This window comes from Parasphingopyxis sp. (assembly GCF_028279465.1).
Taxonomy (GTDB): Bacteria; Pseudomonadota; Alphaproteobacteria; order Sphingomonadales; family Sphingomonadaceae; genus Parasphingopyxis.
Map to the genome: position 1 here is coordinate 283,273 of NZ_JANQNS010000008.1, position 24,358 is coordinate 307,630.

General features: G+C 61.7%; 24 protein-coding genes and 1 tRNA gene. 11 read left to right on the forward strand and 14 right to left on the reverse strand.

From position 1 onward, the window contains the following. Both Q0974_RS05585 and Q0974_RS05590 read right to left on the reverse strand, forming a co-directional pair. Complete coding sequence (locus Q0974_RS05585; RefSeq protein ID WP_299323604.1) at positions 1 to 1,158, reverse strand: alkaline phosphatase D family protein; 1,158 nt, start codon at positions 1,156 to 1,158, stop codon at positions 1 to 3. A gap of 87 nt (positions 1,159 to 1,245) precedes the next feature. Beyond that, entirely contained in the window at positions 1,246 to 4,737 is a 3,492-nt protein-coding gene (locus Q0974_RS05590; protein ID WP_299323607.1) for a TonB-dependent receptor, read from the reverse strand. Positions 4,738 to 4,972: 235 nt separating this feature from the next. On the opposite strand from Q0974_RS05590, the gene Q0974_RS05595 reads away from it, so the two are divergent. Beyond that, the gene (locus Q0974_RS05595) at positions 4,973 to 5,734 is read left to right on the forward strand and encodes a molybdopterin-binding protein (RefSeq protein ID WP_299323731.1); all 762 of its coding nucleotides are present in this window, start codon (positions 4,973 to 4,975) and stop codon (positions 5,732 to 5,734) included. Here Q0974_RS05595 and Q0974_RS05600 read toward each other — a convergent pair. Further along, positions 5,731 to 6,954 carry a TCR/Tet family MFS transporter gene (locus tag Q0974_RS05600; protein WP_299323609.1) on the reverse strand — a complete coding sequence of 408 codons (1,224 nt, stop codon included), beginning with the start codon at positions 6,952 to 6,954 and terminating at the stop codon, positions 5,731 to 5,733. The two genes, Q0974_RS05595 and Q0974_RS05600, sit on opposite strands and share 4 nt — an antisense overlap. A 164-nt stretch (positions 6,955 to 7,118) precedes the next feature. Beyond that, positions 7,119 to 7,192, reverse strand: a tRNA-Gly gene (locus Q0974_RS05605). Positions 7,193 to 7,303: 111 nt separating this feature from the next. Here Q0974_RS05605 and Q0974_RS05610 point away from each other — a divergent pair. Continuing rightward, positions 7,304 to 8,104: a DUF1499 domain-containing protein gene (locus tag Q0974_RS05610; protein ID WP_299323612.1), complete on the forward strand. Its 801-nt coding sequence runs from the start codon at positions 7,304 to 7,306 to the stop codon at positions 8,102 to 8,104. A gap of 12 nt (positions 8,105 to 8,116) precedes the next feature. On the opposite strand, the gene Q0974_RS05615 is transcribed toward Q0974_RS05610, so the two are convergent. The 7 genes from Q0974_RS05615 to Q0974_RS05645 all read right to left on the reverse strand — a co-directional run bounded on the left by Q0974_RS05615 (position 8,117) and on the right by Q0974_RS05645 (position 14,552). Beyond that, entirely contained in the window at positions 8,117 to 9,766 is a 1,650-nt protein-coding gene (locus Q0974_RS05615) for a methyl-accepting chemotaxis protein (protein ID WP_299323614.1), read from the reverse strand. A 69-nt stretch (positions 9,767 to 9,835) separates the two neighbouring features. Then, the gene (locus Q0974_RS05620) at positions 9,836 to 11,062 is read right to left on the reverse strand and encodes a threonine synthase (protein ID WP_299323615.1); all 1,227 of its coding nucleotides are present in this window, start codon (positions 11,060 to 11,062) and stop codon (positions 9,836 to 9,838) included. After that, positions 11,055 to 11,879 carry an SDR family oxidoreductase gene (locus Q0974_RS05625; RefSeq protein WP_299323618.1) on the reverse strand — a complete coding sequence of 275 codons (825 nt, stop codon included), beginning with the start codon at positions 11,877 to 11,879 and terminating at the stop codon, positions 11,055 to 11,057. Before Q0974_RS05625 ends, Q0974_RS05620 begins: the two co-directional genes overlap by 8 nt. Before the next feature lie 81 nt (positions 11,880 to 11,960). Then, positions 11,961 to 12,542, reverse strand: coding sequence for a 30S ribosomal protein S9 (gene rpsI, locus Q0974_RS05630; protein ID WP_299323619.1), 582 nt, complete (start codon positions 12,540 to 12,542; stop codon positions 11,961 to 11,963). Continuing rightward, positions 12,542 to 13,021, reverse strand: coding sequence for a 50S ribosomal protein L13 (gene rplM / locus Q0974_RS05635; protein ID WP_299323622.1), 480 nt, complete (start codon positions 13,019 to 13,021; stop codon positions 12,542 to 12,544). The genes rpsI and rplM overlap by 1 nt, the downstream gene beginning before the upstream one ends. Positions 13,022 to 13,188: 167 nt before the next feature. Continuing rightward, a complete protein-coding gene (gene cutA / locus Q0974_RS05640; protein WP_299323623.1) occupies positions 13,189 to 13,509 on the reverse strand; it encodes a divalent-cation tolerance protein CutA in 321 nt (106 codons plus the stop codon). Then, the gene (locus Q0974_RS05645) at positions 13,506 to 14,552 is read right to left on the reverse strand and encodes a COX15/CtaA family protein (protein ID WP_299323625.1); all 1,047 of its coding nucleotides are present in this window, start codon (positions 14,550 to 14,552) and stop codon (positions 13,506 to 13,508) included. The genes cutA and Q0974_RS05645 overlap by 4 nt, the downstream gene beginning before the upstream one ends. Before the next feature lie 187 nt (positions 14,553 to 14,739). Between Q0974_RS05645 and Q0974_RS05650 the strand changes: the two genes are divergently transcribed. The 3 genes from Q0974_RS05650 to Q0974_RS05660 all read left to right on the forward strand — a co-directional run bounded on the left by Q0974_RS05650 (position 14,740) and on the right by Q0974_RS05660 (position 17,984). Then, complete coding sequence (locus Q0974_RS05650; RefSeq protein ID WP_299323626.1) at positions 14,740 to 15,204, forward strand: transcriptional repressor; 465 nt, start codon at positions 14,740 to 14,742, stop codon at positions 15,202 to 15,204. A gap of 75 nt (positions 15,205 to 15,279) precedes the next feature. Continuing rightward, positions 15,280 to 17,211, forward strand: a complete 1,932-nt coding sequence (gene dxs, locus Q0974_RS05655) for a 1-deoxy-D-xylulose-5-phosphate synthase (RefSeq protein WP_299323629.1) — start codon at positions 15,280 to 15,282, stop codon at positions 17,209 to 17,211. A 14-nt stretch (positions 17,212 to 17,225) separates the two neighbouring features. Further along, complete coding sequence (locus Q0974_RS05660; protein WP_299323631.1) at positions 17,226 to 17,984, forward strand: ion transporter; 759 nt, start codon at positions 17,226 to 17,228, stop codon at positions 17,982 to 17,984. An 8-nt stretch (positions 17,985 to 17,992) separates the two neighbouring features. On the opposite strand, the gene Q0974_RS05665 is transcribed toward Q0974_RS05660, so the two are convergent. Further along, a complete protein-coding gene (locus Q0974_RS05665; protein WP_299323634.1) occupies positions 17,993 to 18,496 on the reverse strand; it encodes a ClbS/DfsB family four-helix bundle protein in 504 nt (167 codons plus the stop codon). An 80-nt stretch (positions 18,497 to 18,576) separates the two neighbouring features. Continuing rightward, complete coding sequence (locus tag Q0974_RS05670; protein WP_299323636.1) at positions 18,577 to 19,440, reverse strand: hypothetical protein; 864 nt, start codon at positions 19,438 to 19,440, stop codon at positions 18,577 to 18,579. Between the two features lie 320 nt (positions 19,441 to 19,760). Between Q0974_RS05670 and Q0974_RS05675 the strand changes: the two genes are divergently transcribed. The 5 genes from Q0974_RS05675 to proC all read left to right on the forward strand — a co-directional run bounded on the left by Q0974_RS05675 (position 19,761) and on the right by proC (position 22,871). After that, the gene (locus Q0974_RS05675; protein WP_299323638.1) at positions 19,761 to 20,510 is read left to right on the forward strand and encodes a TlyA family RNA methyltransferase; all 750 of its coding nucleotides are present in this window, start codon (positions 19,761 to 19,763) and stop codon (positions 20,508 to 20,510) included. A 40-nt stretch (positions 20,511 to 20,550) separates the two neighbouring features. Then, positions 20,551 to 21,096, forward strand: coding sequence for a TspO/MBR family protein (locus Q0974_RS05680; RefSeq protein WP_299323640.1), 546 nt, complete (start codon positions 20,551 to 20,553; stop codon positions 21,094 to 21,096). Between the two features lie 35 nt (positions 21,097 to 21,131). Then, positions 21,132 to 21,434, forward strand: a complete 303-nt coding sequence (locus tag Q0974_RS05685; protein ID WP_299323642.1) for an accessory factor UbiK family protein — start codon at positions 21,132 to 21,134, stop codon at positions 21,432 to 21,434. A 116-nt stretch (positions 21,435 to 21,550) separates the two neighbouring features. Further along, on the forward strand, positions 21,551 to 22,060 hold the full coding sequence (locus tag Q0974_RS05690; RefSeq protein WP_299323645.1) for a YbjN domain-containing protein: 510 nt from the start codon (positions 21,551 to 21,553) through the stop codon (positions 22,058 to 22,060). A 4-nt stretch (positions 22,061 to 22,064) separates the two neighbouring features. After that, on the forward strand, positions 22,065 to 22,871 hold the full coding sequence (gene proC, locus Q0974_RS05695) for a pyrroline-5-carboxylate reductase (RefSeq protein WP_299323647.1): 807 nt from the start codon (positions 22,065 to 22,067) through the stop codon (positions 22,869 to 22,871). Positions 22,872 to 22,880: 9 nt separating this feature from the next. On the opposite strand, the gene Q0974_RS05700 is transcribed toward proC, so the two are convergent. Continuing rightward, positions 22,881 to 23,390, reverse strand: a complete 510-nt coding sequence (locus tag Q0974_RS05700; RefSeq protein WP_299323650.1) for a MarR family transcriptional regulator — start codon at positions 23,388 to 23,390, stop codon at positions 22,881 to 22,883. 71 nt (positions 23,391 to 23,461) lie between these two features. On the opposite strand from Q0974_RS05700, the gene Q0974_RS05705 reads away from it, so the two are divergent. Continuing rightward, the gene (locus tag Q0974_RS05705; RefSeq protein WP_299323652.1) at positions 23,462 to 24,346 is read left to right on the forward strand and encodes a branched-chain amino acid aminotransferase; all 885 of its coding nucleotides are present in this window, start codon (positions 23,462 to 23,464) and stop codon (positions 24,344 to 24,346) included. The last annotated feature ends 12 nt before the right edge of the window (positions 24,347 to 24,358 follow it).

Below are 24,358 nucleotides of genomic sequence, written 5' to 3' on the forward strand. Positions count from 1 at the left end.
TCAGCGAAACGCTATCGTCTCCGCATGCAACGAGCTGCCGTCGGCGGCTTTGAGGTCTAGCGTTACCCGCCCGGCCGCCCAGTCGATGTCGACGAAGCCGAAATTTTCGTCAGACATGAATCCCGAGCGGCGCAGCGGATCGGGTTCGCGCTCGCTATTGTCGCCCGATGCAAAGGAGAAGTTGAGCGACGAGGAGGTCAGTTCCCACACCCCTTCGCCGAGCGCTTCGGGTTCGCCATGATAGATCGCGCCGCTGTGCCGGTCGCCCGACAGGAACACCATGCCGCCGCCATTGCGCGTGGCGAGCGCGCGGTAGAGCCGTTCGCGTTCTAGCGGCATATTGCCCCATTTCTCGTAATTATGCGCGTCGGTCAGGATCTGGATCGAGGAGACGATGAGCCGCAGATCGGCCGGTTCGGCGAGCTCCTGCTCCAGCCATGCCCATTGCGCCGCGCCAAGCATCGTCGCGCCGGGATCGTCGGTGATGCCATAATGACCGAGCGGGCGGCGTTCATAGCTATAGGGTTGGGATACGAGCGGATCGCGGAAAAAACGCGTGTCGAGCATGATGATCTGGATGCGCTGGCCTTCGGGGCCGGCGACCATACTGTCATAGATGCCAGGGCGGGCGCGCACTTCCGCGCTCGACCCCCAGAAGCTCTCGAACAGATCTTCGGATCGTTCGCGGAATGCGAAATTGCCGCCCGAATCGTTCGGGCCGAAATCATGATCATCCCAGCTTGCGAGCATCGGGACCTGTTCGCGGAACGCCCGGAATTCCGGATGTGAGGCCTGTAGCCGATAGCCATGGGCGAATGTGCCGAGATCGGCCTCGCCGCGATATCCATAGTCGCCATAGATATTGTCGCCGATCATCAGGAAGAGATCGGGGTTATGGTTGGCGATCACCGGCCAGATGGTCTGGTGCCGGTGCTGATGGTTGCAACTGCCAAAGGCGATGCGACTGATCGCCTGGCTCGTATCGATGGCTGGGCCGGGGTTCGCCCGCGGCAGTTCGCCGGTCAGCGTCGCATAATAGGGCCGCAGCGCTTCGACAGCGCTTTGCGGCGGAGGCGGCGCGCTAGCCATCGTACATGCGCCGAGCAACAGTGCGCCCATTCCGGCGAATAGGGCGGTCTTGGTTCGGTTCATCGTCATTTGCGTCCCACTTCTTTGGTCACATGAAAAAGGCCGGCGGCATGATCGCCACCGGCCCCTTTCTTCTAGCAGTTATCTGCGGTCATCCTAGAACTCGTAGCGCACGCCGAGCTGGATCCGCCAGACCGACGCCGAGGTCGAGACGTTCTGGTCGATATCGGGGTTAAAGCCCGAAATTATATACCGGCCCTCGTCGTCGATACCGTCGAGATCGACCAGGTCGACAACCTGACCGTCACCGAATGCACCACGCGTCTTGAAGGTGTTCCAGCTGCTGTCGAGCATGTTCAGGAAGTTATCGATATCCGCGAAGAATTCGATCCGGTCCTGGGTAATGCCGAACCAGCTGCCGGGTCCCGGAATTTCCTGACTGATTCGAATGTCCATGTCATAGGTCCAGTCCTCCCGGCAGGTGTTGCGACGGACCGTCGTACCGATGGCATCGCGGGCACAATCCCATTGCTGGGCAAAGTTCACGAGTTCGGCAACTTCAGACATAGTTGACTGCGGCGAGACGTTCGGATCGTCCACCCCGGTGGGGATATAGATTAGCGCGTTGTCGTTACCCGACGAACTATCGTTGAAGACGCCGCCACCGTCGAAGGTGAGGCTGTAGGGGCGACCCGAACGGGCACTGAAGAACATACCGAGCTGCGTGTCGTAGCCGTCGATGAACTCTTCCGTGAAGTTGACCGCGAAAGTGAACTGATGCCGTGTTTCATAGTTCGAGGTCGAGTTCGCCGGGTTCTGGCGGTCGAAAGCTCCCGATTCATCGAAGCTGGACGTTGCCGTCGAGCTGTTATTGTTTCGGAAGTTGTTCGAGTCCGTAAAAGCGTAACCGAAGTTCACGAACACGCTGCCATTTTCGGTGAAGACACCGCGGTCGAACAATTTCGACATGGTGAAGGAGAAGACATGGCTGTCATAGGACCGGCCATTGGTCAGCTGAATCTCGTCGTCGCGGCGGGTGTTGAAGCAGGCGAAATTCACATTCGTATATGTAGGCGGTGTCCCACCAGTACCTTGCAGTTGAGCCGTACACGGAACCGTTAATCCTGTGTCGGGGTCAATGTCAGTCGCTCTGGGATCGATGGCGGCATATATTGGCCGACCGTCAATGGTGAACCCGTTCAGACCCCGGCGAAAATCAATCGTTTGAGACAGATCGACGAAATTCAACGGATCGATGAAGTGGCTGTAGATGTAATCGAATTGCAGCTGCCAGTTATCGAAGAAGCCGTCGCCCCAGCCGAATTCCGTCGAGAATCCGATATTGGCGCGGAACACGGTCGGTACGTCGAAATTCGGATCGGTCGATTGCGTATCCGCTTCACCCGCCGCGGCCTGAGCTGAAGCTGCTTGAGTGGCGCAGGTAGGAAATCCCGTGAAATTGCCGTTTGCGTCCAGAACACTGAAACTACCGTCCGGGTTGGTGAAGCCTGCGCACAGTCCATCGAACGTATTGTCTTCGCCAGTGGAGAAGCCGTTGTTCGAGAACGCGTTGGAGAAATAGACAACGGGATCGCCGCCCGAGAACACGCCGACACCGCCGGTCAACTGACTGTTGCGAATGAGACCTTCGAAGTCATCGAAATCATAGGTAATACCTATGCGCGGCAAAATGATCGGGTCGAGTTGGCTAAACGAAAAATTGTTACCGAAACCGTAGCGTGCTTGGAACGCCGGGTTGTTTCGCGGTGCACTACCATCGAACCACTCCACGCGAACGCCCGCCAGCACGCTGAGCTGATCGGTGACTTGCCAATCATCTTGTGCGTAGATGGCGTATATCCGACGATTGAACTGCGCGGCTGCTTCGTTGATGTCGCCGGTGGGCGTTGCACGGATGGTGCCGCCGCCGAGAAACTCGAGCTCTCCGTCCCTGTTAAGACTCCCATCAATCAGATTATCAGCGGTATCGCCGAAGACGCTCGAGAAGTCGCCACTTGCGACGATCCCGTTCCGGAAGTCATCCAAGTTGCGGAAGAACAGAGTACCGGTCGCGTTGATGGCGAACAGGTTGAACACTTCGAGATCATTGATCTCGGCGCCAAACTTGATGTCGTGATCACCGGTCGTCCAGTTGGCAGTGAGGCGCATCACGTCGATTTGCGTTTCAAGCGCGTTGGCTGACCGGAAAATACCGGGCCCCGTACTCAGCACGCCGTTTTGCGACGGGCCGACAACCCCGACCGAAAGACGCGGGATCGGGTTGCCGTCTTGCGCTTCACCGCCGCCGACCGGGCCTTGCACGTCCGTGACGTCCGATCGCGAGAGGCGCAGTTCGGTGGAGAAGTTGTCGCTCCAGTCTGAATAGACACGCAGCGAATAATAGTCGGAAACCGTTCCTTCGTCCTCGAAGCTGTTGAAACCGGTCAGTTCCTGATCGCCCGTGTCGGATTCGACATTGGTTTCCTCAAGCCGCTGATAGGTGGCTTCGACGCGATGATCGTCATTCACATACCAGTCGAGACGGCCGAAATAGCGTACGCTCGATTCGGGCAGGGCGCGAGGATAGCCGCCGATATCGATGCCATAAACATTCTGGGCGATCTGCTGGAACTCGTCGAACTGAGCTTGGGTCACAAATTCCGCTTCGTTCGGGAAGCCGGCGCCGGTCGGACCAAAGTCATTGGCGTCGCCAAGATCGGTTTCCTCATAAGCGCCGAAGAAGAAGAGACGGTCGGGAATGATCGGACCGCCGAGCGTAACGCCCCAGCGCTTCTCTTCGAAGGCGGCAGGCGTGAAGTCCTGACCATCGACCGTATCGCCGCGCAGGTCTTCGTTACGGAAGGTGAAGAAGGCCGAACCCGAAAAGCGGTTCGTACCCGATTGGGTCACAACATTGACGGCGCAGCCGGTGAAGCCAGAATATTCGACATCGAACGGCGCGAACTCGATCGACGTTTCGCGGATGGCGTCGAATGGAATGGGGAGCGCGTTACGCGCTGCGAAGGGCGTGCCGTTCAGGCCGAATACGTCGGCCTGAACGATGCCGTCCACGGTGAAAGTGTTGGACCGGTCATTGCCGCCGAGGCACGAGATGCGATCAACCTCGTTAGACCGATCGAGGCTGACACGCGGGTCGATACGAATCAGGTCGCGAACGTCGCGCGTGATCGACGGAAAGCTTTCGAGCACTTCCTCGTTGAAAGAGTTGCCGGGGCCGAGTGCGAGCTGAGTCAGGTTGGCGCGCGCCGCGGTAACGACGATCGTTGCTTCCTGTGCGCTGCGCGTCAGTTCGAACGCGAGCGACGTATCGCCCGAAAGATTGATCCGGATATTCTCGACCGTTTGCCCTTCAAAGCCCGACGCTGTCGCGGTGACGGTGTATGGGCCGCCTGTGACAAGGTTGCCTGCGCGGAACGAACCGTCCGAACCGGTTACCAGCCGGCGCGTCGAACCCGTGCGCGTATCGGTTACCGACACCGATGCATTGGGAACCGCATTCCCGGCATCGTCGACGACTCGGCCCTGCACACCGGACGTAATTTGCTGCGCCGCAGCAGGGGTGGCGACTACGCCAGCAACCGACACGGAGGCCGCGCTGGCGGCCAGAAAAGCTTTGAAAAATCGCATGATGATCCCCGATGGAATTATGTGTACCCCAATCGACAACGACTTGTGGTGCGCTATCGATCTTCCGAAACGCCATCTACATACTCGGCATGTCACTAATGTTACATTTGCCCGCATTTGCGGAGTCCGCAGCAACCTATGTTGCACGGTTTTTCGTCACCTGTGTGAATCATGCGACACTTTTCCATAAGGCGGTGTTTCTTTGCGCAAGTGCGTTCGAGCGGCTAAGCTTTGTATCATGGAAAACACGAAAATCTGGCGCGCCGGCCTTATCGTCATCGGCGACGAAATCCTGTCCGGGCGGACCCAGGACCGGAATGTTGCTGCACTTGCGAAGTGGTTGAATGTGCAGGGAATCCGCCTTGTCGAGGTGCGAATCGTGCCCGACATATTGGAGCGCATCGTTGAGGCGGTGAACGCTGTCCGCGCGTCGACTGACTATCTGTTCACGACCGGCGGGATCGGTCCGACGCATGACGATATCACGGTTGATGCGGTCGCCGCTGCGCTCGGCGTGGACGTGATCGTCCATCCCCGCGCGCGCGCCATGCTCGAAGGCTATTATGCGGACAAGGGCGGTCTCACCGAAGCGCGGCTGCGCATGGCGCGCGTCCCGGACGGCGGGGAGCTGATCGAAAACCGGATGTCGGGCGCGCCGGGCATCCGGCACGGCAACGTCTTCATCATGGCCGGCATCCCGCATATCGCCGAACAGATGATGGATGCGCTGACCGGCCAGCTTGAAGGCGGCGATCCGCTGATTTCGGAAACGATCGGCTGCTGGACGGCCGAAAGCGAAGTCGCCGATATATTAGGCGCGATTGAGGACGCGCACCCCGACTGCCAGATCGGCAGCTATCCGTTTTTTCGAGAAGGCCGGGTTGGCGCGAACTTCGTCGTCCGCTCCACCGATGCCGATCGCCTTGCACTATGCGTGACAGCCCTTAGCGAAGCGTTGACGGATAATGGCCAGGCGGTAACGCCCGGCGGGATCTAGGGCGCCGCAGCCGTCGAACGCCGCGAGACCATCAGCATCAGCAGCGCGAAAGCGCCGATGCATGTCGAGATCACGAACGGCGCGCCTGCGAATTGCGTCGGCGCTTCGGGACTCGTGAAATAAGCAAGCGAAGGATTGAAAATAAGCGGCGCGGCGATGGCGGCCAAAGCGGTCAAGCTGCTGTTGAAGCCCTGCAGCTCGCCTTGCATCTCGGCCGGAACGCGGCGGCTCATCAGCGCGATCAGCGACGGTCCGGCCAGCGCGTGCAGCGCCGTGACCGCCATGATCGCATAGGTCACCCAGCCGGTGGAGACGAGCGCGACGAGGAAGAAACCCGTCGTGCCGCTCGCTATGCCAATCATCGCCGCTCGCCGCTCGCCGAACCGCTTGACCAGCGGGCCGATCGCCAGCGCTTGGACGAGGGCCATCAGCATGCCGACCCAGGCCAGCGAGAGGCCGACCAGCCCTTCCGACCAACCGAATCTCAGCTGCGTGAAATAGGCCCAGATGGACGGATAGATATTCATCGCAGTCGTCCAGAGCAGGAATATCGCGGCGATCGGCAATATGCCCGGCACCGTGCGCAGCTTGAGCAATGCACCGAGCGGATTGGCACGCGCGAGGCGGAACGGCCGGCGATTTTCCGGAGCGTGCGTCTCCGGAAATGCGAAAAAGCCATATATCAGCGTCACAATGGCCAGCCCGGAGGCGATGAAGAAAGGCAGGCGCGTGCCGAATTCGCCAACGACCCCGCCGATTGCCGGGCCTACGATAAAGCCGATCCCGAAGGCCGCCCCGATCAGCCCGAACACGCGGGCGCGGTCCTCCTCGCCATAAATGTCCGATAGGGTCGCATACCCGGTGGCGAACGCCGCGCCGAACATGCCCGCGATCATCCGCCCGGCGAACAGCCAGGCCAGCGTCGGTGCGAAACCCATGATTGCATAGTCGATCCCGAAACCCGCCATGGAGAGAAGCAGTACGGGGCGCCGGCCGAACCGGTCGCTCAGATTGCCGATCAACGGGCCGAAGAGAAACTGGAACGCGGCGTAAACCAGGATCAGCCAGCCTCCGATCCGCGCGGCTTCGGACAGCGTCGTATCGCCCAGCGTGACGACCAGTTGCGGTAACACGGGCATGATGATCCCGAAGCCGACGGCAAAGACGAAAATCGCGGCGAGCACGAAGCGCGTAGCGGCTCTGGCTTGGCGATCGTCCATGGCCGAGCCTTAGGTTGATTGGGGAACTAAAGCCAAGACAGATTATCTGGAGTGGGTGAAGGGCATCGAACCCCGCAGGCTGGGCTTGCCCAGCCGTCTGCACGAAAAGAACGAGGATTTTGCGTTCCGGCTGCAACGGGCACTTCGGCCGCCATTTGCGGTTCTGGAGCGGGTGAAGGGAATCGAACCCTCGTCGTCAGCTTGGGAAGCTGCTGCTCTACCATTGAGCTACACCCGCGCGCCGGAGCGGCTCTTTGGCAAAATGAGTTATGCTTGTCCATGGGCGTCGCCGACGCGCTTTGCCTACCAGTCCACCGCTGCTAGACAGCCGCCAAGCAGGAGAGACGAGATGAGCGAAGCGGTTATGCGGACGCCGCACCCCATTGTGAGCTGGATTGCGCGGATCGGCGCGATCCTTGGGATCGGCGCGCCGGTCGCCGCAGTTGCCATGGCGCTCGCAACAGGCGCCGGCATGCTGGACTGGCAGACTAGCCTCGGTTCGCTGCGGCCGCTCACCTATGCCGCAATGGCCGGCGGCGGTCTTGCGCTGATCGGCATTATCGCACTGCTGATCGGAAAGCATATGCGCCGCATCCTTTGGCCGCTAGTCGCGATCCTGCTTGCAGGCGGGTTCGTCGGCTATGCGTCCTACAGCTTCGGCAAGGCCGCGACCGTCCCGCCGATTCACGACATCACGACCGATCTCTCCAATCCGCCCGCGTTTGAAACGCTGACACTGCGCGCCGATAATCGGGAGGTCGTCCCGGATGGCGGCCGCGCGGACCTCGCGGCGCTCGACAATGCCGCGCGTTGGCGGCGCTGGCACGAAGAGGCCTATGCAGACATTCAGCCGATCATCGTCCCGGTTTCGGTGCCCGATGCCGTGGCGGCGGCCGAACAGCTTGTCGAAGAGCGCGGCTGGGAATTGGCGGCGGCCGATCCCGCGACCGGGCGTCTCGAAGCCACCGATACGGTGTCGATCTACCGCTTCAAGGACGATGTCGTGCTACGCATCACGCCCAATCCGGACGGCGAGGGCAGCATCGTCCATATGCGTTCGGTGAGCCGGGTTGGGGTGAGCGATATCGGCGTGAATGCGGAGCGTATCCGGGCGTTCCTGGCTGATCTCGAAACCGCGACGGCCGGCTAGTCTTCCCGCGCGTCAGGCGGCGCGCAGTTCATCGAGAAATGCGGCTGTCGCATCGCGCAGCGCGTCGGCCTGGGCAGCCAGGCTTTCGGCTGTCCGGCTGACATCGGCGCTCAATGTGCCGCTGTTGCGCGCGGCCTCGGCCACCCGCTGAATCCGCTGCTGCACATCGTCCGTATCGTGTGCGGCTTGAATACTGTTATCGCCGATATTCCGCGTCGCTTCGCGCTGCTGCATCACGGCCGAGGCGATCGAGTTCGACATATCGGTGATCCCGCCAATCTCGCGCGTCGCCTTGGTCATGGCGTCGGCCGCCTGCCGCACGGCTTCGTCGATCTCGCGCAACTGGCGGTCGACATTGTCGGTGGCGTCGGTCGTCTGCTGCGCAAGCGACTTCACCTCTTGCGCGACGACGCTGAATCCGCGTCCTGCTTCGCCGGCGCGCGCGGCCTCGATCGTCGCGTTCAGCGCGAGCAGATTGGTCTGTCCGGCGATTTCGGAGATTGCCGCGACGATCTTGCCGATCCCCTGTGTGCGTTCGAGCAGCAACTGCATCGCGGTATCGCTCTCGCGTGCGGCTTCGGCGACCATGGTGTTGAGCGAGAGGCCGTTGCCGATCTGCTCGGAGATTTCGCTGACCGAGGAATCGAGCTGCTGGACGGCGCTGGCGACAAGCTGGACCGCATTGTTTGCGCCCGATGCGCGCTCCGATACCTTGGAAGCAACCGCGCTGGTTTCGCCGGATAGCCGGGCGAGGTCCGACGAAGAGAGGTCGAGCATTGCGATCGCTTCGCCGACACCATTCGCAACCTTGACGACCGATTGCTTGAATCGCTCACCCAGCGCCAGCAGCTCTTCATGCTTTTCCTTCGCCATCTTTTCGCGCTCGGCCAGCAGCGCTTGCGCATTGTCGACCTCGCGCTTGCGTTCGGCTTCAAGCCGCCGGCTCTCCGTCTCGATCAGTGCCCTGCGCTCATTTTCGGATTCGCTGAGCTTCTCCATCGCCATCTGATTGGCGACGAGCTGGCTCGACTGGTCGACGACCGTCCGCGCCAACATGACCATCAGGATGATGAGCAGCGGGAACATGATCCAATGGCCGAGCGCGTCGCGCAGGGCGATATTGATGATCAGGTCGATCGCGATAGGCACCGAGAAACTCGCGAACGCCGAGGGCAGGGTGATGAACATCAGTGCGCCCGTGCTGATCAGGCCGACCTGCAGCGTGAGGACGAGAAGCCGGGCTTCCTCAGCCGAGCTGCCGGTGTGAAGCGCGCTCAGCATCAGGCTCCAGCCGATCGCCGCGACAAAGGCGTTGGCGCAGATGAAGAGAGCGAGCTTTTTGGGATTTTCGATCCCGGTTTCGATCCGCTTTTGCGAGAAGCTCATCAAGCCGAAGATCGAACTCCCGGCGACGAGCGTTGCGCCGACTACGACCAGATTGAAATTGGGCGTTTCGGCATAGAGAAAGGTGAGCAACGGCGCGAAGATCAGGGCGGCGGGCAGCAGCGCATAGTAGGAGCGCGAGGCCGAGCGGATCTGGTTCTGAAAAGCGCGATGGCGCAGCGAACCGCTTTTCGCGCTGACCCGGAAGAGCTCGCGCAGCAGGAACCGGGGGTTACCCGACCAGTATTTTTGCGTCGATATGGCGCTATCTTCTGCCAATGATCTGCCCCGTCTGACGAGCTGTGAAAGTAGCGCGCCGCGAGTAAAAAAGGCGTTAACCAAGGGCGCCTAGCGCAAGGCGTTCCAGTCGATTGGCTGCGCGATATCCAGCGGCGCACCCGCATCGGGCATCGGATATTTAAGGCCATTGCCGCAATTGAAGAGAATGGCGCGTTCGTCCTTACCGACTGTGCCGTCCTCCAGCGCCTGGAAATAGGCGGCCGCCGTCGCCGCGCCTTCGGGGCAGAGCAAGAGCCCGTCTTCGCGGCCGATCCGGGCGCGGGCGTCGAGGATCGCCTCATCTTCCACAGCTGCGGCATAGCCACCGGACTCGCGGACCGCGCGCAGGATCAGGAAATCGCCGATCGCCACGGGCACGCGGATACCGGCTGCGACCGTATGCGCATCCTGCCAGAGTTCGGCATGCTCCTCGCCGGCCTCATAGGCTTTGACGATCGGCGCGCAGCCGGTCGCCTGCACGGCCACCATGCGCGGGCGTTTCGATCCGATGAAGCCGATGGCTTCGAGTTCCTCAAACGCCTTCCACATGCCGATCAGGCCCGTGCCGCCGCCGGTGGGATAGAAGATGATATCGGGCATCTCCCAGCCCAGCTGTTCGGCCAGTTCGAGCCCCATCGTTTTCTTGCCTTCGATCCGATAGGGCTCTTTGAGCGTCGACAGGTTGAACCATCCCATTTCCGCTTCGCCATCGGCGACGATCTTGCCGCAATCGTTGATCAGCCCGTCGACTTTCCAGACGCGCGCGCCCTGCAACTCGGTTTCCTGGATGTTGATCGGCGGCGTGTCCGACGGACAGAAGACATAGCTTTCGATGCCGACCCGGCTCGCATAGGCGGCCGTCGCCGCGCCCGCATTGCCGTTGGTTGGGATCGCAACCTTGGTGACACCCAGCTCCTTCGCCATCGCGATCGCCATGGCGAGCCCGCGTGCTTTGAACGAGCCGGTCGGCAGGCGGCCTTCATCTTTGACGAGCGCATGGCCGTCGGTGCTGCGGTGCAGACGGATCAGCGGCGTCATCTCCTCGCCAAGCGATGCGATATTGGCGGCATCGCGCACCGGCGCCAATTCGCGATAGCGCCAGAAATTGGGCGCGCGCTTTGCGAGCGCGTCTTTCGTCAGTGCCGCGCGGACGCCATCGAGATCGTAGCGTACGAGGATCGGCACTCCGGCCGATGACAGATTCTGCAGCGTATGCGCTTCGATCCGCTCGCCCGTCTTCGAACATTCGAGATGAGTGACGAAATTGGGGATGTCCGCCGTAGCGCCGTCAATCATGGGAGAGGTCCGTCCATTGGGCCGCACGCGCGGTATGGCGCGCTTCGAATTTGTCGCGCGTATCGCCCTCGGTCTGGACGACGCACCAGCCGCCGCCGGCCTCGACCGTTTCACGCACGGGTCCGGCGATCACCTCCGGCGTCATCGCCTTGCGCCAATACTCGCCAACGCTGTCGTCGAGTTGCCGTTCGCCGCCATAGCGTTCGGGCCGTGCGCGGCCGCTGTTCCAGATGCCGGTGTTCAGCAGGCCCGGACACAGGATCGTCACGCCGATATCATATTCGCGCATTTCGTTGAGCAGGGCCTCGCCGACGGCGGCGGTCGCATATTTGGAGGCCGCGTAGAGCGGGAAGGGGCCGTCTATCGGTACCAATGTCGCGCTCGATGCGGTCACGCCGATATGGGCGGGGCCCGCGCGCGCGATCATCTTCGGTGCGAAAGCCTGGGCCGTCCAGATCGTACCGAAGAGGTTTACATCATAGACCCAGCGGATCGCCTTTTCCTTGCCGTCCGACAGTTTCGCCGCCGCACCGACTCCCGCGTTGATCCAAAGCATGGATGGGACGACATCGTCCGCCGCGAGTCGATCGGCCAGCGCGATCATCGCATCGCGATCGCTGACATCGGCGGTTTCTGTGCGGACGGATACGCCCGTATCGGCCAGCTTCGCAGCGGCTTCGGCGAGCGCGTCATCCCGGATATCGAGCAGGACGATATTGGCGCCGGCTTCGGCGAAGGAACGGGCGAGGGCGAAGCCGATGCCATCGGCTGCGCCGGTTACGAGCGCCCAGCGCCCGGCAAGATCGGAATAGAGCATGCCGCAGTTCTACGCGGCGTGGCTCAAAAGAAAAGGCGGCCCGAAGACCGCCTTTCCAAAGTGTCGAATTGATCGAACGCCCTAGCGCTTCGAGAACTGGAAGCTCTTGCGCGCCTTGGCCCGGCCATATTTCTTACGCTCGACGACGCGGCTGTCGCGGGTCAGGAACCCGGCGGCCTTCATCGTGCCGCGCAGCTTCGGCTCGTACCGGGCGAGCGCCTGGCTGATGCCATGCTTGACCGCGCCGGCCTGGCCCGAAAGCCCGCCGCCTTTGACGGTAGCGACGATATCATACTGGCCGCGCCGCTCCGAGATATCAAAGGGCTGGTTGATGATGAGACGCAGCGAAGGCCGCGCGAAATATTTGGACTGGTCCCGGCCATTGACCGTGATCATACCCTTGCCCGGCTTCAGCCAGACGCGCGCAACGGCATCCTTGCGGCGGCCGGTCGCATAGGCGCGGCCGAGATCGTCGATCTCCTGTTCGCGCAGCGGCGTTTCTTCGACGGGCGGCGCGGCTTCCTCAGCAGAGTCAGTGGTGTCTTCCGCAGGCGTGTCCGCAGCGGCTTCGGCTTCGGCGGCCGGCTTTTCTTCCGTCTTGGTCTCCGCTTCAGCGGCTTCGGTGATCTCTTTGAGATCTGACAGGGATTTCTTGTCGGCCATTATGCGCTCACCTTATTCTTGCGATTGCGGGAAGCGAGATCGATCGTCTCGGGCTTGAGCGCCTCATGCGGATGCTCGGCGCCCGGGAAGACGCGCAGGTTGCGCATCTGCTGACGGCCCAGCGGGCCACGCGGGATCATCCGCTCGACGGCTTTCTGGAACACGCGCTCGGGGAACTTGCCCTCGAAAATCCGTTCCGGCGTCGTTTCCTTCAGGCCGCCCGGATAACCGGTATGCTTGTAATAGATCTTGTCGGTCGTCTTGTTGCCGGTGAAGCGGGCTTTCGCGGCGTTGATGACGATGACATTGTCGCCGCAGTCGACATGCGGCGTGAAAATCGGCTTGTGCTTGCCGCGCAGAATCTTCGCGACTTCGGCTGCGGCGCGACCGACGACGAGACCGTCGACATCGACCAACACCCATTTCTTTTCCACTTCGGTCTTGTTCGCCGAGCGGGTGGTTTTCGTGAGCGCCTTCATGGCCTCAACCTCCATAAGGGGCTCTGCGCCCCGGCTTGCGTAAAAAACAGATACGCCACCCCGTGAGGAGCGGCGTTTCGAGCGGCCTAATGGCGACTAATGCGCGCTACGTCAAGCAGAGCGGGGCTTTGCTGACGGGTATTATGATACCATCGCTTACGCCGCGCTCAATCATCGGTCTCCGAATTGACCCATTCCGCATAGCTTTCGAGCGTACGCGCGATCGGCCAGAGACAGACCGCGGGGACGTCATAGCTGTGCATTTGCGTGATGCCAGCGATCAGCGCGTTGGCCGCGTCCATGGTCGTCTTGAATAGCGTGGGGACCTCCTCTGCCGTCTCGATATCGCCGTCCCAGCGGTAGATCGATTTGGCGGGCCCGAGGATATTGACGCAGGCGGCGAGGCGCTTCTCGACCATCGCGCGGCCGATCCGCTCGGCTTCGTCCCGCGATCCGAACACCGCATAGACGGTCGCGATATCGCTCATGCCGGTTCCCGCCGGCCGATCAGATGCGCGCCCCATGCGGCGGTGATGACGACCAGTGCGCCCACCGCCTGATGCGAGGTAGCGATCACGATGTTCATGCCCGAGAGCAGCGTGGCGATGCCGAGCAGAAACTGGGTGCCGAAGGCAGTGTGGATCGCGACCGAAGCCATGCGATGCTCTTTGCGGACCTTCCGCGCCATCCAGACGAGCGCGATCACGGTAACGACCGCCCACCAGCGATGCGCGAATTGCACCACGATGGGATTGTCGACGAGATTGCGCCAGGCGGTTTCCAGCATCGGCGTATTGGCCGGGAAGAACTCGTTGCCCATCAGCGGCCAGGTCGCGAAGGCGTAGCCCGCCTTAAGGCCGGCGACGAACGCGCCGAGCATGATCTGGATGGCGAGCACGAGCAGTACGCCGAGCGAAAAGCCGGTCATTCTCGCCGGTTGCGCCTCCGCATTGCGATCGAGCGCGAACAGGTCGAGCGCCGTCCAGACGAGCCCGCCGAGAATGAAGAGCGCCGTCATCAGATGCACGGCGAGCCGGATATGGCTGACATCTGGGCGGTCGACGAGGCCGCTCGCGACCATCCACCAGCCGATTGCGCCCTGGAACCCGCCAAGCGCGAGCAGCGCGACAAGACGGAAATGATAGCCGGTCGGGATCGCCTTCTTGATCCAGAACCAGGCGAGCGGGATGGCGAAAGCGAGGCCGATCAGCCGGCCAAGCACGCGGTGGACATATTCCCAGAAGAAGATCGCCTGGAATTCGGCCATCGACATGCCGCGATTGATCTGTTGGTATTCGGGCGAGGTGCGATAGGCTTCGAGTTCGGCTTCCCATTGTTCGGCGTTAAGCGGAGGTATGATCCCCGAAATCGGCTCCCAGCGCACCATGGAGAGTCCGGATTCGGTCAGCCGCGTGATCCCGCCGACGACGACCATCACGAACACCAGCGCGGCCACGCCGAGCAGCCACCAGGCGATAGCTCTGGGGCGTCCGATGGTTTCGCTGGGTTGGGGCAGGGCAACACTCGTCATGATGCAGCGCAGATATGCTTCCCTATGCCGATTGCCAACATGTGCCGGGGCACATGCTTTTCCGCTGCATGATATTGCAGCCTCGAAAAGTGATCAGTCCGCGATGGGCTGGCGACCGCCAGATCGAGCCTGATAAACCAGGCTTACAGGGATTGCGAAAGCGCCCGATTCGCCGTATTTTCCGCATATGTCTGACCCACATCATACGCATATACTCCATGAAGGGGAGGCGCTCGTCTCTGCGGCGCGATCGGCGCTTGAGGCTTCCGGTGAGCAATGGACGAAGATGCGCGCCGCCGTCTTCGATGCGCTCGCGGCGTTCGAACGCCCGGCCTCGGCCTATGACATCGCCGAGGCGGTGTCCAAGGCGCAGGATCGCCGGGTCGCGGCGAACAGTGTGTACCGAATTCTTGATCTTTTTACCGCGGCCAATGTCGCGCGCCGGATCGAAAGCGAGAACGCGTATATGGTGAACCGGCATCCCGAATGTCTGCACGATTGTATCTTTCTCGTATGCGATAATTGCGGCGGAACGACGCATCTGGATGATGACAGGCTGGCCGATGGCGTGCGCGCGGCAGCCAAGCAGCAGGGGTTCAATCCCGAACGTCCGGTGATCGAGGTGCGCGGCCTGTGCGCCGAATGCGGCTGATCTCAACTGCCTAGCGGGTTCGACAGCACGGATTCCAGACATTAGAACGGCGAATCGAGAAAGGTTGCACTTCCTATGTCCGATCGCCCCGATACCCCGTTGCTCGACCAAGTCGAATATCCGGCGGATCTCCGGAAACTCAAATCCGAACAGCTGACTCAGCTCGCGGACGAGTTACGGCAGGAAGTCATTTCCGCCGTGTCCGTGACCGGTGGGCATCTCGGCGCGGGACTCGGCGTCGTCGAACTGACGGCGGCCATCCATTATGTGTTCAATACGCCTGAGGACCGGCTGGTCTGGGATGTCGGCCATCAATGCTATCCGCATAAGATCCTTACCGGCCGCCGCGAACGCATCCGCACGCTGCGGCAGGGTGGGGGCCTGTCCGGCTTCACCAAGCGGTCCGAAAGCGAATATGATCCGTTCGGTGCCGCACACAGCTCGACCTCGATTTCGGCGGCGCTCGGCTTTGCGACCGCCAACAAGCTGGCGGGCAAACCCGGCAAGGCGATTGCTGTAATCGGCGACGGCGCGATGAGCGCCGGCATGGCCTATGAGGCGATGAACAACGCCGAGGCTGCGGGAAACCGGCTCGTCGTGATCCTCAACGACAATGATATGTCGATTGCGCCGCCGGTCGGCGGCCTGTCTGGTTATTTGGCGCGACTAATATCGTCGCGCGAATTTCTGGGCCTGCGCGATATTGCCAAGAAGGTCGCGAAGAAGCTGCCCAAGCGGTTGCAGACCACGGCGAAAAAGGCGGACGAATATACGCGCGGCATGGTCACCGGCGGCACGCTCTTCGAAGAACTCGGCTTCTATTATGTCGGCCCGATCGACGGGCATGACATGGATCATCTGATCCCGGTGCTCGAAAATGTGCGCGATGCGGCGGAAGGCCCTTGCCTGATCCATGTCGTGACGAAAAAGGGCAAGGGCTATTCCTTCGCCGAGGAATCGGCCGACAAATATCATGGCGTCGCCAAGTTCGACGTCGTGACCGGCAAGCAGGACAAGGGTCCGGGCGGCGGTCCGCCTGCCTATCAGAATGTCTTCGGCGAGACGCTCGCCAAGCTTGCCGAGACGGACGACCGTATCTGCGCCATTACAGCGGCCATGCCGAGCGGCACAGGCGTCGACAAATTCGCCGCTGCGCATCCCGATCGCGCCTTCGATGTCGGCATTGCCGAGCAACATGCGGTGACATTCGCAGCGGGGCTGGCCGCGCAGGGTATGCGGCCCTTCTGCGCGATTTATTCGACCTTCCTGCAACGCGCCTATGATCAGGTCGTCCATGATGTGGCGATCCAGAACCTGCCTGTGCGGTTCGCGATGGACCGGGCCGGATTCGTCGGCGCCGACGGATCGACCCATGCCGGCAGTTTCGATCTCGCCTATCTGGCGACATTGCCGAATTTCGTCGTCATGGCAGCGGCCGACGAAGCCGAACTGGCGCATATGGTCTATACCATGGTCGAGCATGATAGCGGGCCGATAGCCGTGCGCTATCCGCGCGGCGCCGGTGTCGGCGTTCCGTTGCCGGAGACGCCCGAAAAGCTCGAAATCGGCAAGGGCCGTATCGTGCGGCATGGCAGCAAGGTTGCGATCCTGTCCTTGGGCGCGCGGCTCGAAGAGGCGAAAAAGGCGGCCGACCGGCTCGACGCCATGGGGCTTAGCACCACCGTCGCCGATCTGCGCTTCGCCAAGCCGCTCGACGACGACCTGATCCGCCAGCTTCTGACCAGTCATGAGGTCGCGATCACCATCGAGGAGGCGAGCGTCGGCGGGTTTGGCGCGCATGTGCTGACCATGGCCAGCGATGACGGACTCACCGATGCGGGTCTTACCGTCCGCACGATGCGGATGCCTGACGCATTCATCGATCAGGACAAGCCCGACAAGCAATATGCGATGGCCGGCCTCGATGCCGACGGTATCGTCGAAACCGTGCTCAAGGCGCTGCGCCACAACAGCGTCAATGTCGAGGAACTCGGCGAGCGGGCCTAGGCAAAAGGCGGGCGATGTCGATCCGGTCCCGCTTCTATTACGATCTCGAACCCCGGGCGCGGCCCGAAGGGCTATCGCGCGTAAACATCATTATCGCCGTCCTGATCGTGATGGCCGCGATCGTTGCGGTGCTCGAGACCGAGCCGACGCTCCGCGATCCCTATGCGCATACATTTCTAACGATCCAACTCATTCTCGGGGTTATTTTTCTGATCGAATATCTGCTGCGCCTTTGGGTAGCCGCAGAGGACCCGCGTTTTGCCGGCAAGCCGCTGGGCCGGCTGCGCTGGATGATGACGCCCTCGGCGATTATCGACTTGCTGGCGCTGCTGCCACTGTTCCTGACGCTGGCCTCGACAAGCCTCTACTGGTTGCGTTTTGCGCGCATTCTCAGGATTTTGCGCGTCGTTCGGCTGGGCCGTATGAGCCGGGCGTTCGACAATGTGATGGTCGCATTGTTCGAGCGCCGCTTCGAACTCGCGGTCGCGGTCATCATCGCGCTGCTGCTGATGCTGTTCAGCGCGACCCTACTCTATTTCGCGGAGGCCGAAGCCCAGCCCGAAGCCTTCGGATCGGTGCCGCGCGCGCTGTGGTGGGCGGTCGTGACACTGACCACGATCGGCTATGGCGATGTCTATCCGGTGACCCTGCTCGGCCGCGCCTGCGCCGCATTGATCGCGATCAGCGGGATCGGCGTGATCGCCATGCCGACCGGCATCTTCGCCGCCGCCTTTTCCGATGCGATGCAGAAGAAGGATGAGGACGGAGAATAGGCTGGGCCCTAATGCTCGGCCTTGCGTAGTATCGAACGGATAACTTTTGTGGCCGAACGGAATGCGCTCGCGCCCGAGGCCTCCGCCCAACGCCCCAAAGTCCACTTGTTCAACCACGGATAAAGGTGCTGTGTGTAGAGTTTGGCATCGTCCTGAGCCGCGATAAAGTCGCGCAATTTCTTCTCCCGCGTTCCGAGTGTCCTGCGCACCTCGACCCAATCGAGGCCGCTATAAGTGTCCTTTACCATCGCATTGTATGATTTGAGCTTGTTCCACTTGTAACCGGGAGCCGGCGTTTCAACGGCTTCGCCGGCCTTACCGCCGTCGTACCAGGTGAAGAACAGCCCGATCCAATGGGCGCGGTGTGCAACAATATCCTTGATCCGCCAATCGTCATCGGGTGCTGCAAGCAAAGCAGTTTGCGCATCGATTCTGTCCAGGGTCTTGATGAGTTTGGCATATTCCTTGTCGTGAACGGCGAGCAGCGCTTCACGGTCGGTGGCGGCAGGCATGGGATACTCCGGAAGATGGTGTCAGCGATTACTGTAAACGCCTAGGGCATTGAAGATAAGACATTTTTGATGTTCAGAGATCAATGCCCAAACCCCAGTCGCGCCAGTAGGCCGTCCGGTTTGCCGAGCATCCGCGCGACTTCCTCACCGACAATCCGCTGCTGTACTTCGGATGGTGGCGGAATATGGCCCTTGCCCCAATCGCCGAGGATCAGCTTGAACCGGCCGTCATCGCCCGGCTCGGTCGATACGCCCAGGATCTCCGCGAGCGGCTCGAGCTGCAGCTCGACATGATCGTCATGCTCATTCTGACAATAGACGATCCGGCCCTTGGGCGGCGTATCGCGCAGGTCGCAATGCCGCGCGCCATAATCGCGGCCTTCCCAATATTCGTCGAGGTCCCAGGCGTGGAGCAGCCAAGGCTCAACCCGGCTCCAGGTAAAATTGCGCAGGATGATCTGCGGGTTCATGACGACGCTGACATCCTGGTCCCGGGCATAGCGCAAAGCGGCCGTGCCGCCCGCGCTGTTGCCCCAAAGCAACCGACGGGTCGCGCCGGTCAGCGCGTCGATCTTGTCCATGATCGGCGGTAACTCCTCGACGAGATTGCAATATTTGTTGCCGAAGAACCAGCCGACCCGGACATCCTCATCCAGATAGAGTGAGGGATCGCAGACCAGAATCTGATTCAGCCGCTTGGGCGCGACCTTGCGGCCCTGAAAATATGGCACGGGCTGACGCATGACCGGGCTCTGCGCGGCGTGAAACCCGAAAAAGCTCGCTTCGGCATGCCGGTTCTTGATGAGCATGGCGAGTTCGACCGCACCATACTCGATGAGGATCAGGCCAGAGGGCAGGCGATCGAGCGCAAGAAAGTCTTGCGGGGAATAGCGATACTGTTTCTGCCGCCAGCGGCGGTAATCGGTCTTGACCGGGAAACTCATGGCGCTCCATTGCCCGGAAACGGTCGGCAAGCGCAATGGATTATGTTCACAAGGATCGTGAGCGTGTTTGTCAGAAACTTCCTTGCGGAAGTTCGCGGCACCGGGAGTTTGTTTGTCAGACTCGACCTAGCGGTCGAGCGCGGCACCGGGCCTCTCCCCCTCCCGACCTCCCAAACAGGGTACACTCAGTGGGAGGTCGGGAGGGGGAGAGGGCCGGTGCCGCGATTTTCCGCCAGGAAAATTCTGACAAAAGGAATCTCCTCTTCGACAAGCTCGACGCGAACCAATAGGAAAAAGCTAAAGGCAGACGAGGACACCCCATGACCAAATCACGGGCGGATCAGGCGCTGGTCGAGCGCGGGCTCGTCGAAAGTCGCTCCAAGGCGCAGGCGCTGATTCTCGCCGGCAAGGTCTTCTCGGGTGAACGCCGCGTCGAGAAAGCGGGCCAGCCGGTCAAGCCGGACCAGCCGCTCGAAGTGCGCGGCCGCGATCATCCCTGGGTGTCGCGCGGGGGAATCAAGCTCGCCCATGGTCTGGCACATTTCGGTTGGACGGGGGAGGGCGTTGTCGCGCTCGATATCGGGTCGTCGACCGGCGGCTTTACCGATGTGCTGCTGAGCCAGGGTGCGGTGCGCGTCTACGCCGTCGATTCGGGTACCAATCAGCTCGCCTGGAAGCTGCGCGACGATGATCGGGTAATCGTCCATGAGCGCACCAATGCGCGCCATCTGTCGGCCGAGCAGCTTCCCGAGCCGATCGACATGGTGGTCTGCGACGCAAGCTTCATATCGCTCGCCAAGGTGCTAGAAACGCCGCTAAAATTTGCGCGGCCCGGCGCTCGCCTAGTGGCGCTGATCAAGCCGCAATTCGAAGCCGGGCGCGGCGAGGTAGGCAAGGGCGGCGTGGTGCGCGATCCCGCCATTCATGAGCGGGTTTGCAGGGAAGTTTCGGATTGGCTGGAAAGCGCCGGATGGCGCGTCCTGGGTATCACGCCAAGTCCCATTACGGGACCGCAGGGCAATGTCGAATTCCTTGTGGGTGCGGAACGGTTGGAAAGCACGGGCCGTTGACGCTAACGAAGAAACGAAAGCCGTAATCGGGAGTCGCAATATGGTCGGCATCGCCACCAAAGGGCAGCTGCGAATGTCATTCCTGCGCTGGGCGCTGGTGCTGGTGCCGTTGATCGTGCTGGCGGGATCGCTGGCCGGCGCGCTGTCCGGTTCGGGCCAGACGAGTTGGTATGAGGCGCTCGAAAAGCCGCCCTTCCAGCCGCCATCCTATCTGTTCGGCATTGTCTGGCCGATTCTCTACGCGCTGATGGCATTCGCTTTGGTGATGGTAATCCAGGCGCGCGGATCGCGCTTGCGCGGCCTCGCCATCGGGCTCTTCATTGGCCAACTGATCGTCAATCTGCTCTGGTCGCCGATCTTCTTCGGCATGCATCAGGTGAGCTTCGCCTTCTGGTGGATTCTGCTCATGCTGGTTCTGGCTGTGGCGACGACCCTGGTTTTCTGGCGCATCCGCAAGCTCGCGGCGGGGCTGATGCTGCCTTACATCGCCTGGATATGTTTCGCCGCGGCGCTCAATTTCGAGATTGACCGGATGAACCCCGATGCGGAAACCCTTGTCGTGGGCGAAACGAGCACCCAGATATAGCTGTATTGCACCATTAACGCACCCGGGAAGAGACTATGCAGACCGAAAACAAGCTGATCGAAGATTTCGTGAAAATGGTGAACAGTGCCGCCGGAACGCTGGCCGGTGTCGGGCGAGAGGCGGAAGCTTCGATGCGCGAAAAGGCCAAGGATTTCGTCGGCGGCATGGATTTTGTGAGCCGGGAAGAGTTCGAGGCGGTGAAGGAAATGGCGGCCGCGGCGCGCGACGAAGCGGACGCTCTGAAAGCCCGGCTCGACGCGCTCGAAGCTGGCAATACCAGTACGAAGCGCAAGGCATCTGCCTCAAAAACAACGAAAAAGGCCAGCGATTCTAAATAGAAAGCGGGGGCGGCGAGTCGCGCGCTCGTCCACAGTTTTCTGGCTGGCTCGCTTGCAGGATAGCGGCTGATTCTTCACCTCCGGGCCATGGCACATGGTCGGGAATCGGGCGCAGGATGAACCTCGAAGATTATAGCGAAGGATCGCTGGCAAGCGCACCCCTCGATATTCTCGAGGAGTATTTTTCCGCGCATGACTGGCAGTCCGAACGCAATGGCGACGAGGAAATCGTCGCCGCGGTCAAGGGCAGCTGGACGCAATATGAGCTGCGCGCGGTCTGGCGGTCCGAAGATCGCGTGCTCCAGTTTCTCGCGCTGCCCGATATCCGTGTTCCCGAAGAAAAGCGGCAGCTCGTCTATGAGACATTCGGCCTGATCAATGAACAGCTCTGGCTCGGCCATTTCGAGCTTTGGGCGGCGTCCGGCATGATCCTGTTCCGCCATGCGGCCTTGCTCGATACGTCGAGTCAAGCAGGGCTGACGCTCGAACAGGCCGAAACGCTGATCGAGGCGGCGCTCGACGAATGCGAGCGCTTCTATCCCGTTTTCCAGTTCGTGCTCTGGGGCGACAAGACGCCCGAAGAGGCGCTCGAAGCCGCGCTCGTCGATACCGCGGGCGAGGCCTGACGCGATGGCCGGGCGCCCGGTCTGGCTAATCGGTTGCGGTAATATGGCCGGCGCGATGCTGACCGGCTGGCTGGCCGCCGGAGAAAACCCCAAGCGATTCCACGTGATCGATCCGGCAGGCCCCGATCTGCCCGATGGTGTCGAACTCGTCGCCGCGCCGCCGGCCGAGGGTTTCGGGGATACGATGGTCCAGCTGGGCTTCAAGCCGCATATGCTGGCCGATATCGCGCCGGGCTTGCGGCCATCGATCGGCGCAGAGACCATCCTGCTGTCGATCCTTGCGGGCGTTGAACTGGAGACACTGCGCGCGGCCTTTCCGGTAGCGGGTCAAATTGTGCGAATCATGCCCAACACGCCGGTCGCGCTCGGCAAGGGCGCGGTGGGTCTGCTTGCCGAGGATCGCGCCGATCCGCGCGCCCGGAGCGTCGCCGAACTAATGGCTATGCTCGGGCTTGCTGAGTGGATCGCGGACGAAGCGCTGTTCGACGTCGTGACCGCTCTGTCGGGCAGCGGTCCGGCCTTTCTGTTCCGCTTTATCGATGGGCTGGCCCAAGGCGGCGCCTCGCTTGGGTTGGACGCGGATATCGCAAAGCGGCTGGCGATTGCGACCGTGCAAGGTGCAGCGGAGCTGGCGGCGACATCGGACGAGGATCCCGGCCGCTTGGCGGATCGCGTCGCCAGCCCGGGTGGATCGACGCGCAAGGGTCTCGATATTCTCGACGATGGCGATGCGCTGGCGGACTTGCTCGCGCGCACGCTCGACGCGGCGACCCGGCGCAATCGCGAGATGGCGGAAGAGGCGAAGCGCTAGGCCCTGACCCTAGCCGCCGCGGCGCGAGAGATCGGCCGCCCGGTCCCGCATATCCTCGGTCAGCAGCTGTTCCAGCACCGCCCAGAACCCCGTCACCGCGCCCGGTCCGGCATCGCGATAGGCGGCAATCATCTTTTCGCGAAAGGCCGCGAAGAGCTCGCCTTCCAGCGCTTCGCCCGACGGCGTCAGCCGGATCAGCACCTGCCGCCGGTCGCGCTGGCCCTTGTGCCGCGAGATAAGTCCGCGCGTCTCGAGATCGCCGAGCGTCCGGCCAAGCGATTGCTTCGTAACGCCGAGCAATGTCATCAATTCGCCGACGGCCAGGCCGGGCTTGCGCGCGATAAAATACAGTGCGCGGTGATGGGCGCGCCCGAGTTCGTGGGCGGCGAGAATATCGTCGCCGCTGCGCATCAACTCGGCATGGCCGAAAAAGAGCAGCTCGATCCCGCGCCGTATCTCGGCTTCGCGCAGAAAGAGCGGGGAGGCGGCGGACGAAGGGTTGCGCGGATCGGATGCCATATTGACCCGTTTTGGCAGCGCGCCTAACCGGGTGCAATATCCAGCTGACACCGATCCAAGAGGCAATTTCGATGGCCGAACCCCAACCCTATGACGACCGCGACGGCAAGATCTGGCTCGACGGCCAGCTCGTCGATTGGCGCGGCGCGAACGTCCATATCCTGACCCATGCGATGCACTATGCGTCGTCCGTTTTCGAAGGCCAGCGCGCCTATGGCGGCGAAATTTTCGAACTCACCCGGCACAGCGAGCGGCTCCACACGTCCGCTAAAATTCTCGGCATGCCGATGCCCTACAGCGTCGAAGAGATCGACCAGGCCTGCCGCGATGTGCTCGCCGCCAACAATCTGGTCGACGCCTATGTGCGGCCGGTGGCCTGGCGCGGGCCCGAGCAGATGGGCGTCGCGGCGCAGGCGACGAAAACGCATGTCGCCGTCGCGGCCTGGGAATGGGGCGATTATTTTCAAAACAAGGAACGCGGCATCCGCCTAGACATAGCGCCCTGGCGGCGACCTGCGCCCTATACCGCGCCCGTTCATGCCAAGGCGGCCGGGCTCTATATGATCTGCACCATGTCCAAGCATCATGCATCCGATCGCGGCTATGACGATGCGCTGATGATGGACTGGCGCGGACAGGTGGCCGAAGCGACCGGGGCCAATGCCTTTTTCATCCAGGACGGTATCATTCATACACCGACACCCGATTGTTTCCTCAACGGCATCACGCGGCAGACCGTGATGGGCCTTGCCAAGAAGCGCGGGATTAAGGTCGTCGAGCGTGATATCTGGCCCGAGGAGCTGGAAAGCTTCGAACAATTCTTCCTAACCGGCAGCGCCGCCGAGGTGACGCCCGTGCGCGAAGCCGGCCCGTGGAATTTCGAGGTGGGCGAAATGACGCTCGACCTGATGAACGATTATTCGAAACTGGTGCGGGGGCAGCTCAGTAACAGCTAGTCGCGGCTGGTT

Excerpts from the sequence above, each read along its gene's own strand:
- Q0974_RS05585 (WP_299323604.1), bottom strand. The coding sequence starts at position 1,158 with ATGACGATGAACCGAACCAAGACCGCCCTATTCGCCGGAATGGGCGCA.
- Q0974_RS05590 (WP_299323607.1), bottom strand. The coding sequence starts at position 4,737 with ATGCGATTTTTCAAAGCTTTTCTGGCCGCCAGCGCGGCCTCCGTGTCG.
- Q0974_RS05600 (WP_299323609.1), bottom strand. The coding sequence starts at position 6,954 with ATGGACGATCGCCAAGCCAGAGCCGCTACGCGCTTCGTGCTCGCCGCG.
- Q0974_RS05610 (WP_299323612.1), top strand. The coding sequence starts at position 7,304 with ATGAGCGAAGCGGTTATGCGGACGCCGCACCCCATTGTGAGCTGGATT.
- Q0974_RS05620 (WP_299323615.1), bottom strand. The coding sequence starts at position 11,062 with ATGATTGACGGCGCTACGGCGGACATCCCCAATTTCGTCACTCATCTC.
- Q0974_RS05625 (WP_299323618.1), bottom strand. The coding sequence starts at position 11,879 with ATGCTCTATTCCGATCTTGCCGGGCGCTGGGCGCTCGTAACCGGCGCA.
- rpsI (WP_299323619.1), bottom strand. The coding sequence starts at position 12,542 with ATGGCCGACAAGAAATCCCTGTCAGATCTCAAAGAGATCACCGAAGCC.
- rplM (WP_299323622.1), bottom strand. The coding sequence starts at position 13,021 with ATGAAGGCGCTCACGAAAACCACCCGCTCGGCGAACAAGACCGAAGTG.
- cutA (WP_299323623.1), bottom strand. The coding sequence starts at position 13,509 with ATGAGCGATATCGCGACCGTCTATGCGGTGTTCGGATCGCGGGACGAA.
- Q0974_RS05645 (WP_299323625.1), bottom strand. The coding sequence starts at position 14,552 with ATGACGAGTGTTGCCCTGCCCCAACCCAGCGAAACCATCGGACGCCCC.
- Q0974_RS05650 (WP_299323626.1), top strand. The coding sequence starts at position 14,740 with ATGTCTGACCCACATCATACGCATATACTCCATGAAGGGGAGGCGCTC.
- dxs (WP_299323629.1), top strand. The coding sequence starts at position 15,280 with ATGTCCGATCGCCCCGATACCCCGTTGCTCGACCAAGTCGAATATCCG.
- Q0974_RS05660 (WP_299323631.1), top strand. The coding sequence starts at position 17,226 with ATGTCGATCCGGTCCCGCTTCTATTACGATCTCGAACCCCGGGCGCGG.
- Q0974_RS05665 (WP_299323634.1), bottom strand. The coding sequence starts at position 18,496 with ATGCCTGCCGCCACCGACCGTGAAGCGCTGCTCGCCGTTCACGACAAG.
- Q0974_RS05670 (WP_299323636.1), bottom strand. The coding sequence starts at position 19,440 with ATGAGTTTCCCGGTCAAGACCGATTACCGCCGCTGGCGGCAGAAACAG.
- Q0974_RS05675 (WP_299323638.1), top strand. The coding sequence starts at position 19,761 with ATGACCAAATCACGGGCGGATCAGGCGCTGGTCGAGCGCGGGCTCGTC.
- Q0974_RS05680 (WP_299323640.1), top strand. The coding sequence starts at position 20,551 with ATGGTCGGCATCGCCACCAAAGGGCAGCTGCGAATGTCATTCCTGCGC.
- Q0974_RS05685 (WP_299323642.1), top strand. The coding sequence starts at position 21,132 with ATGCAGACCGAAAACAAGCTGATCGAAGATTTCGTGAAAATGGTGAAC.
- Q0974_RS05690 (WP_299323645.1), top strand. The coding sequence starts at position 21,551 with ATGAACCTCGAAGATTATAGCGAAGGATCGCTGGCAAGCGCACCCCTC.
- proC (WP_299323647.1), top strand. The coding sequence starts at position 22,065 with ATGGCCGGGCGCCCGGTCTGGCTAATCGGTTGCGGTAATATGGCCGGC.
- Q0974_RS05700 (WP_299323650.1), bottom strand. The coding sequence starts at position 23,390 with ATGGCATCCGATCCGCGCAACCCTTCGTCCGCCGCCTCCCCGCTCTTT.
- Q0974_RS05705 (WP_299323652.1), top strand. The coding sequence starts at position 23,462 with ATGGCCGAACCCCAACCCTATGACGACCGCGACGGCAAGATCTGGCTC.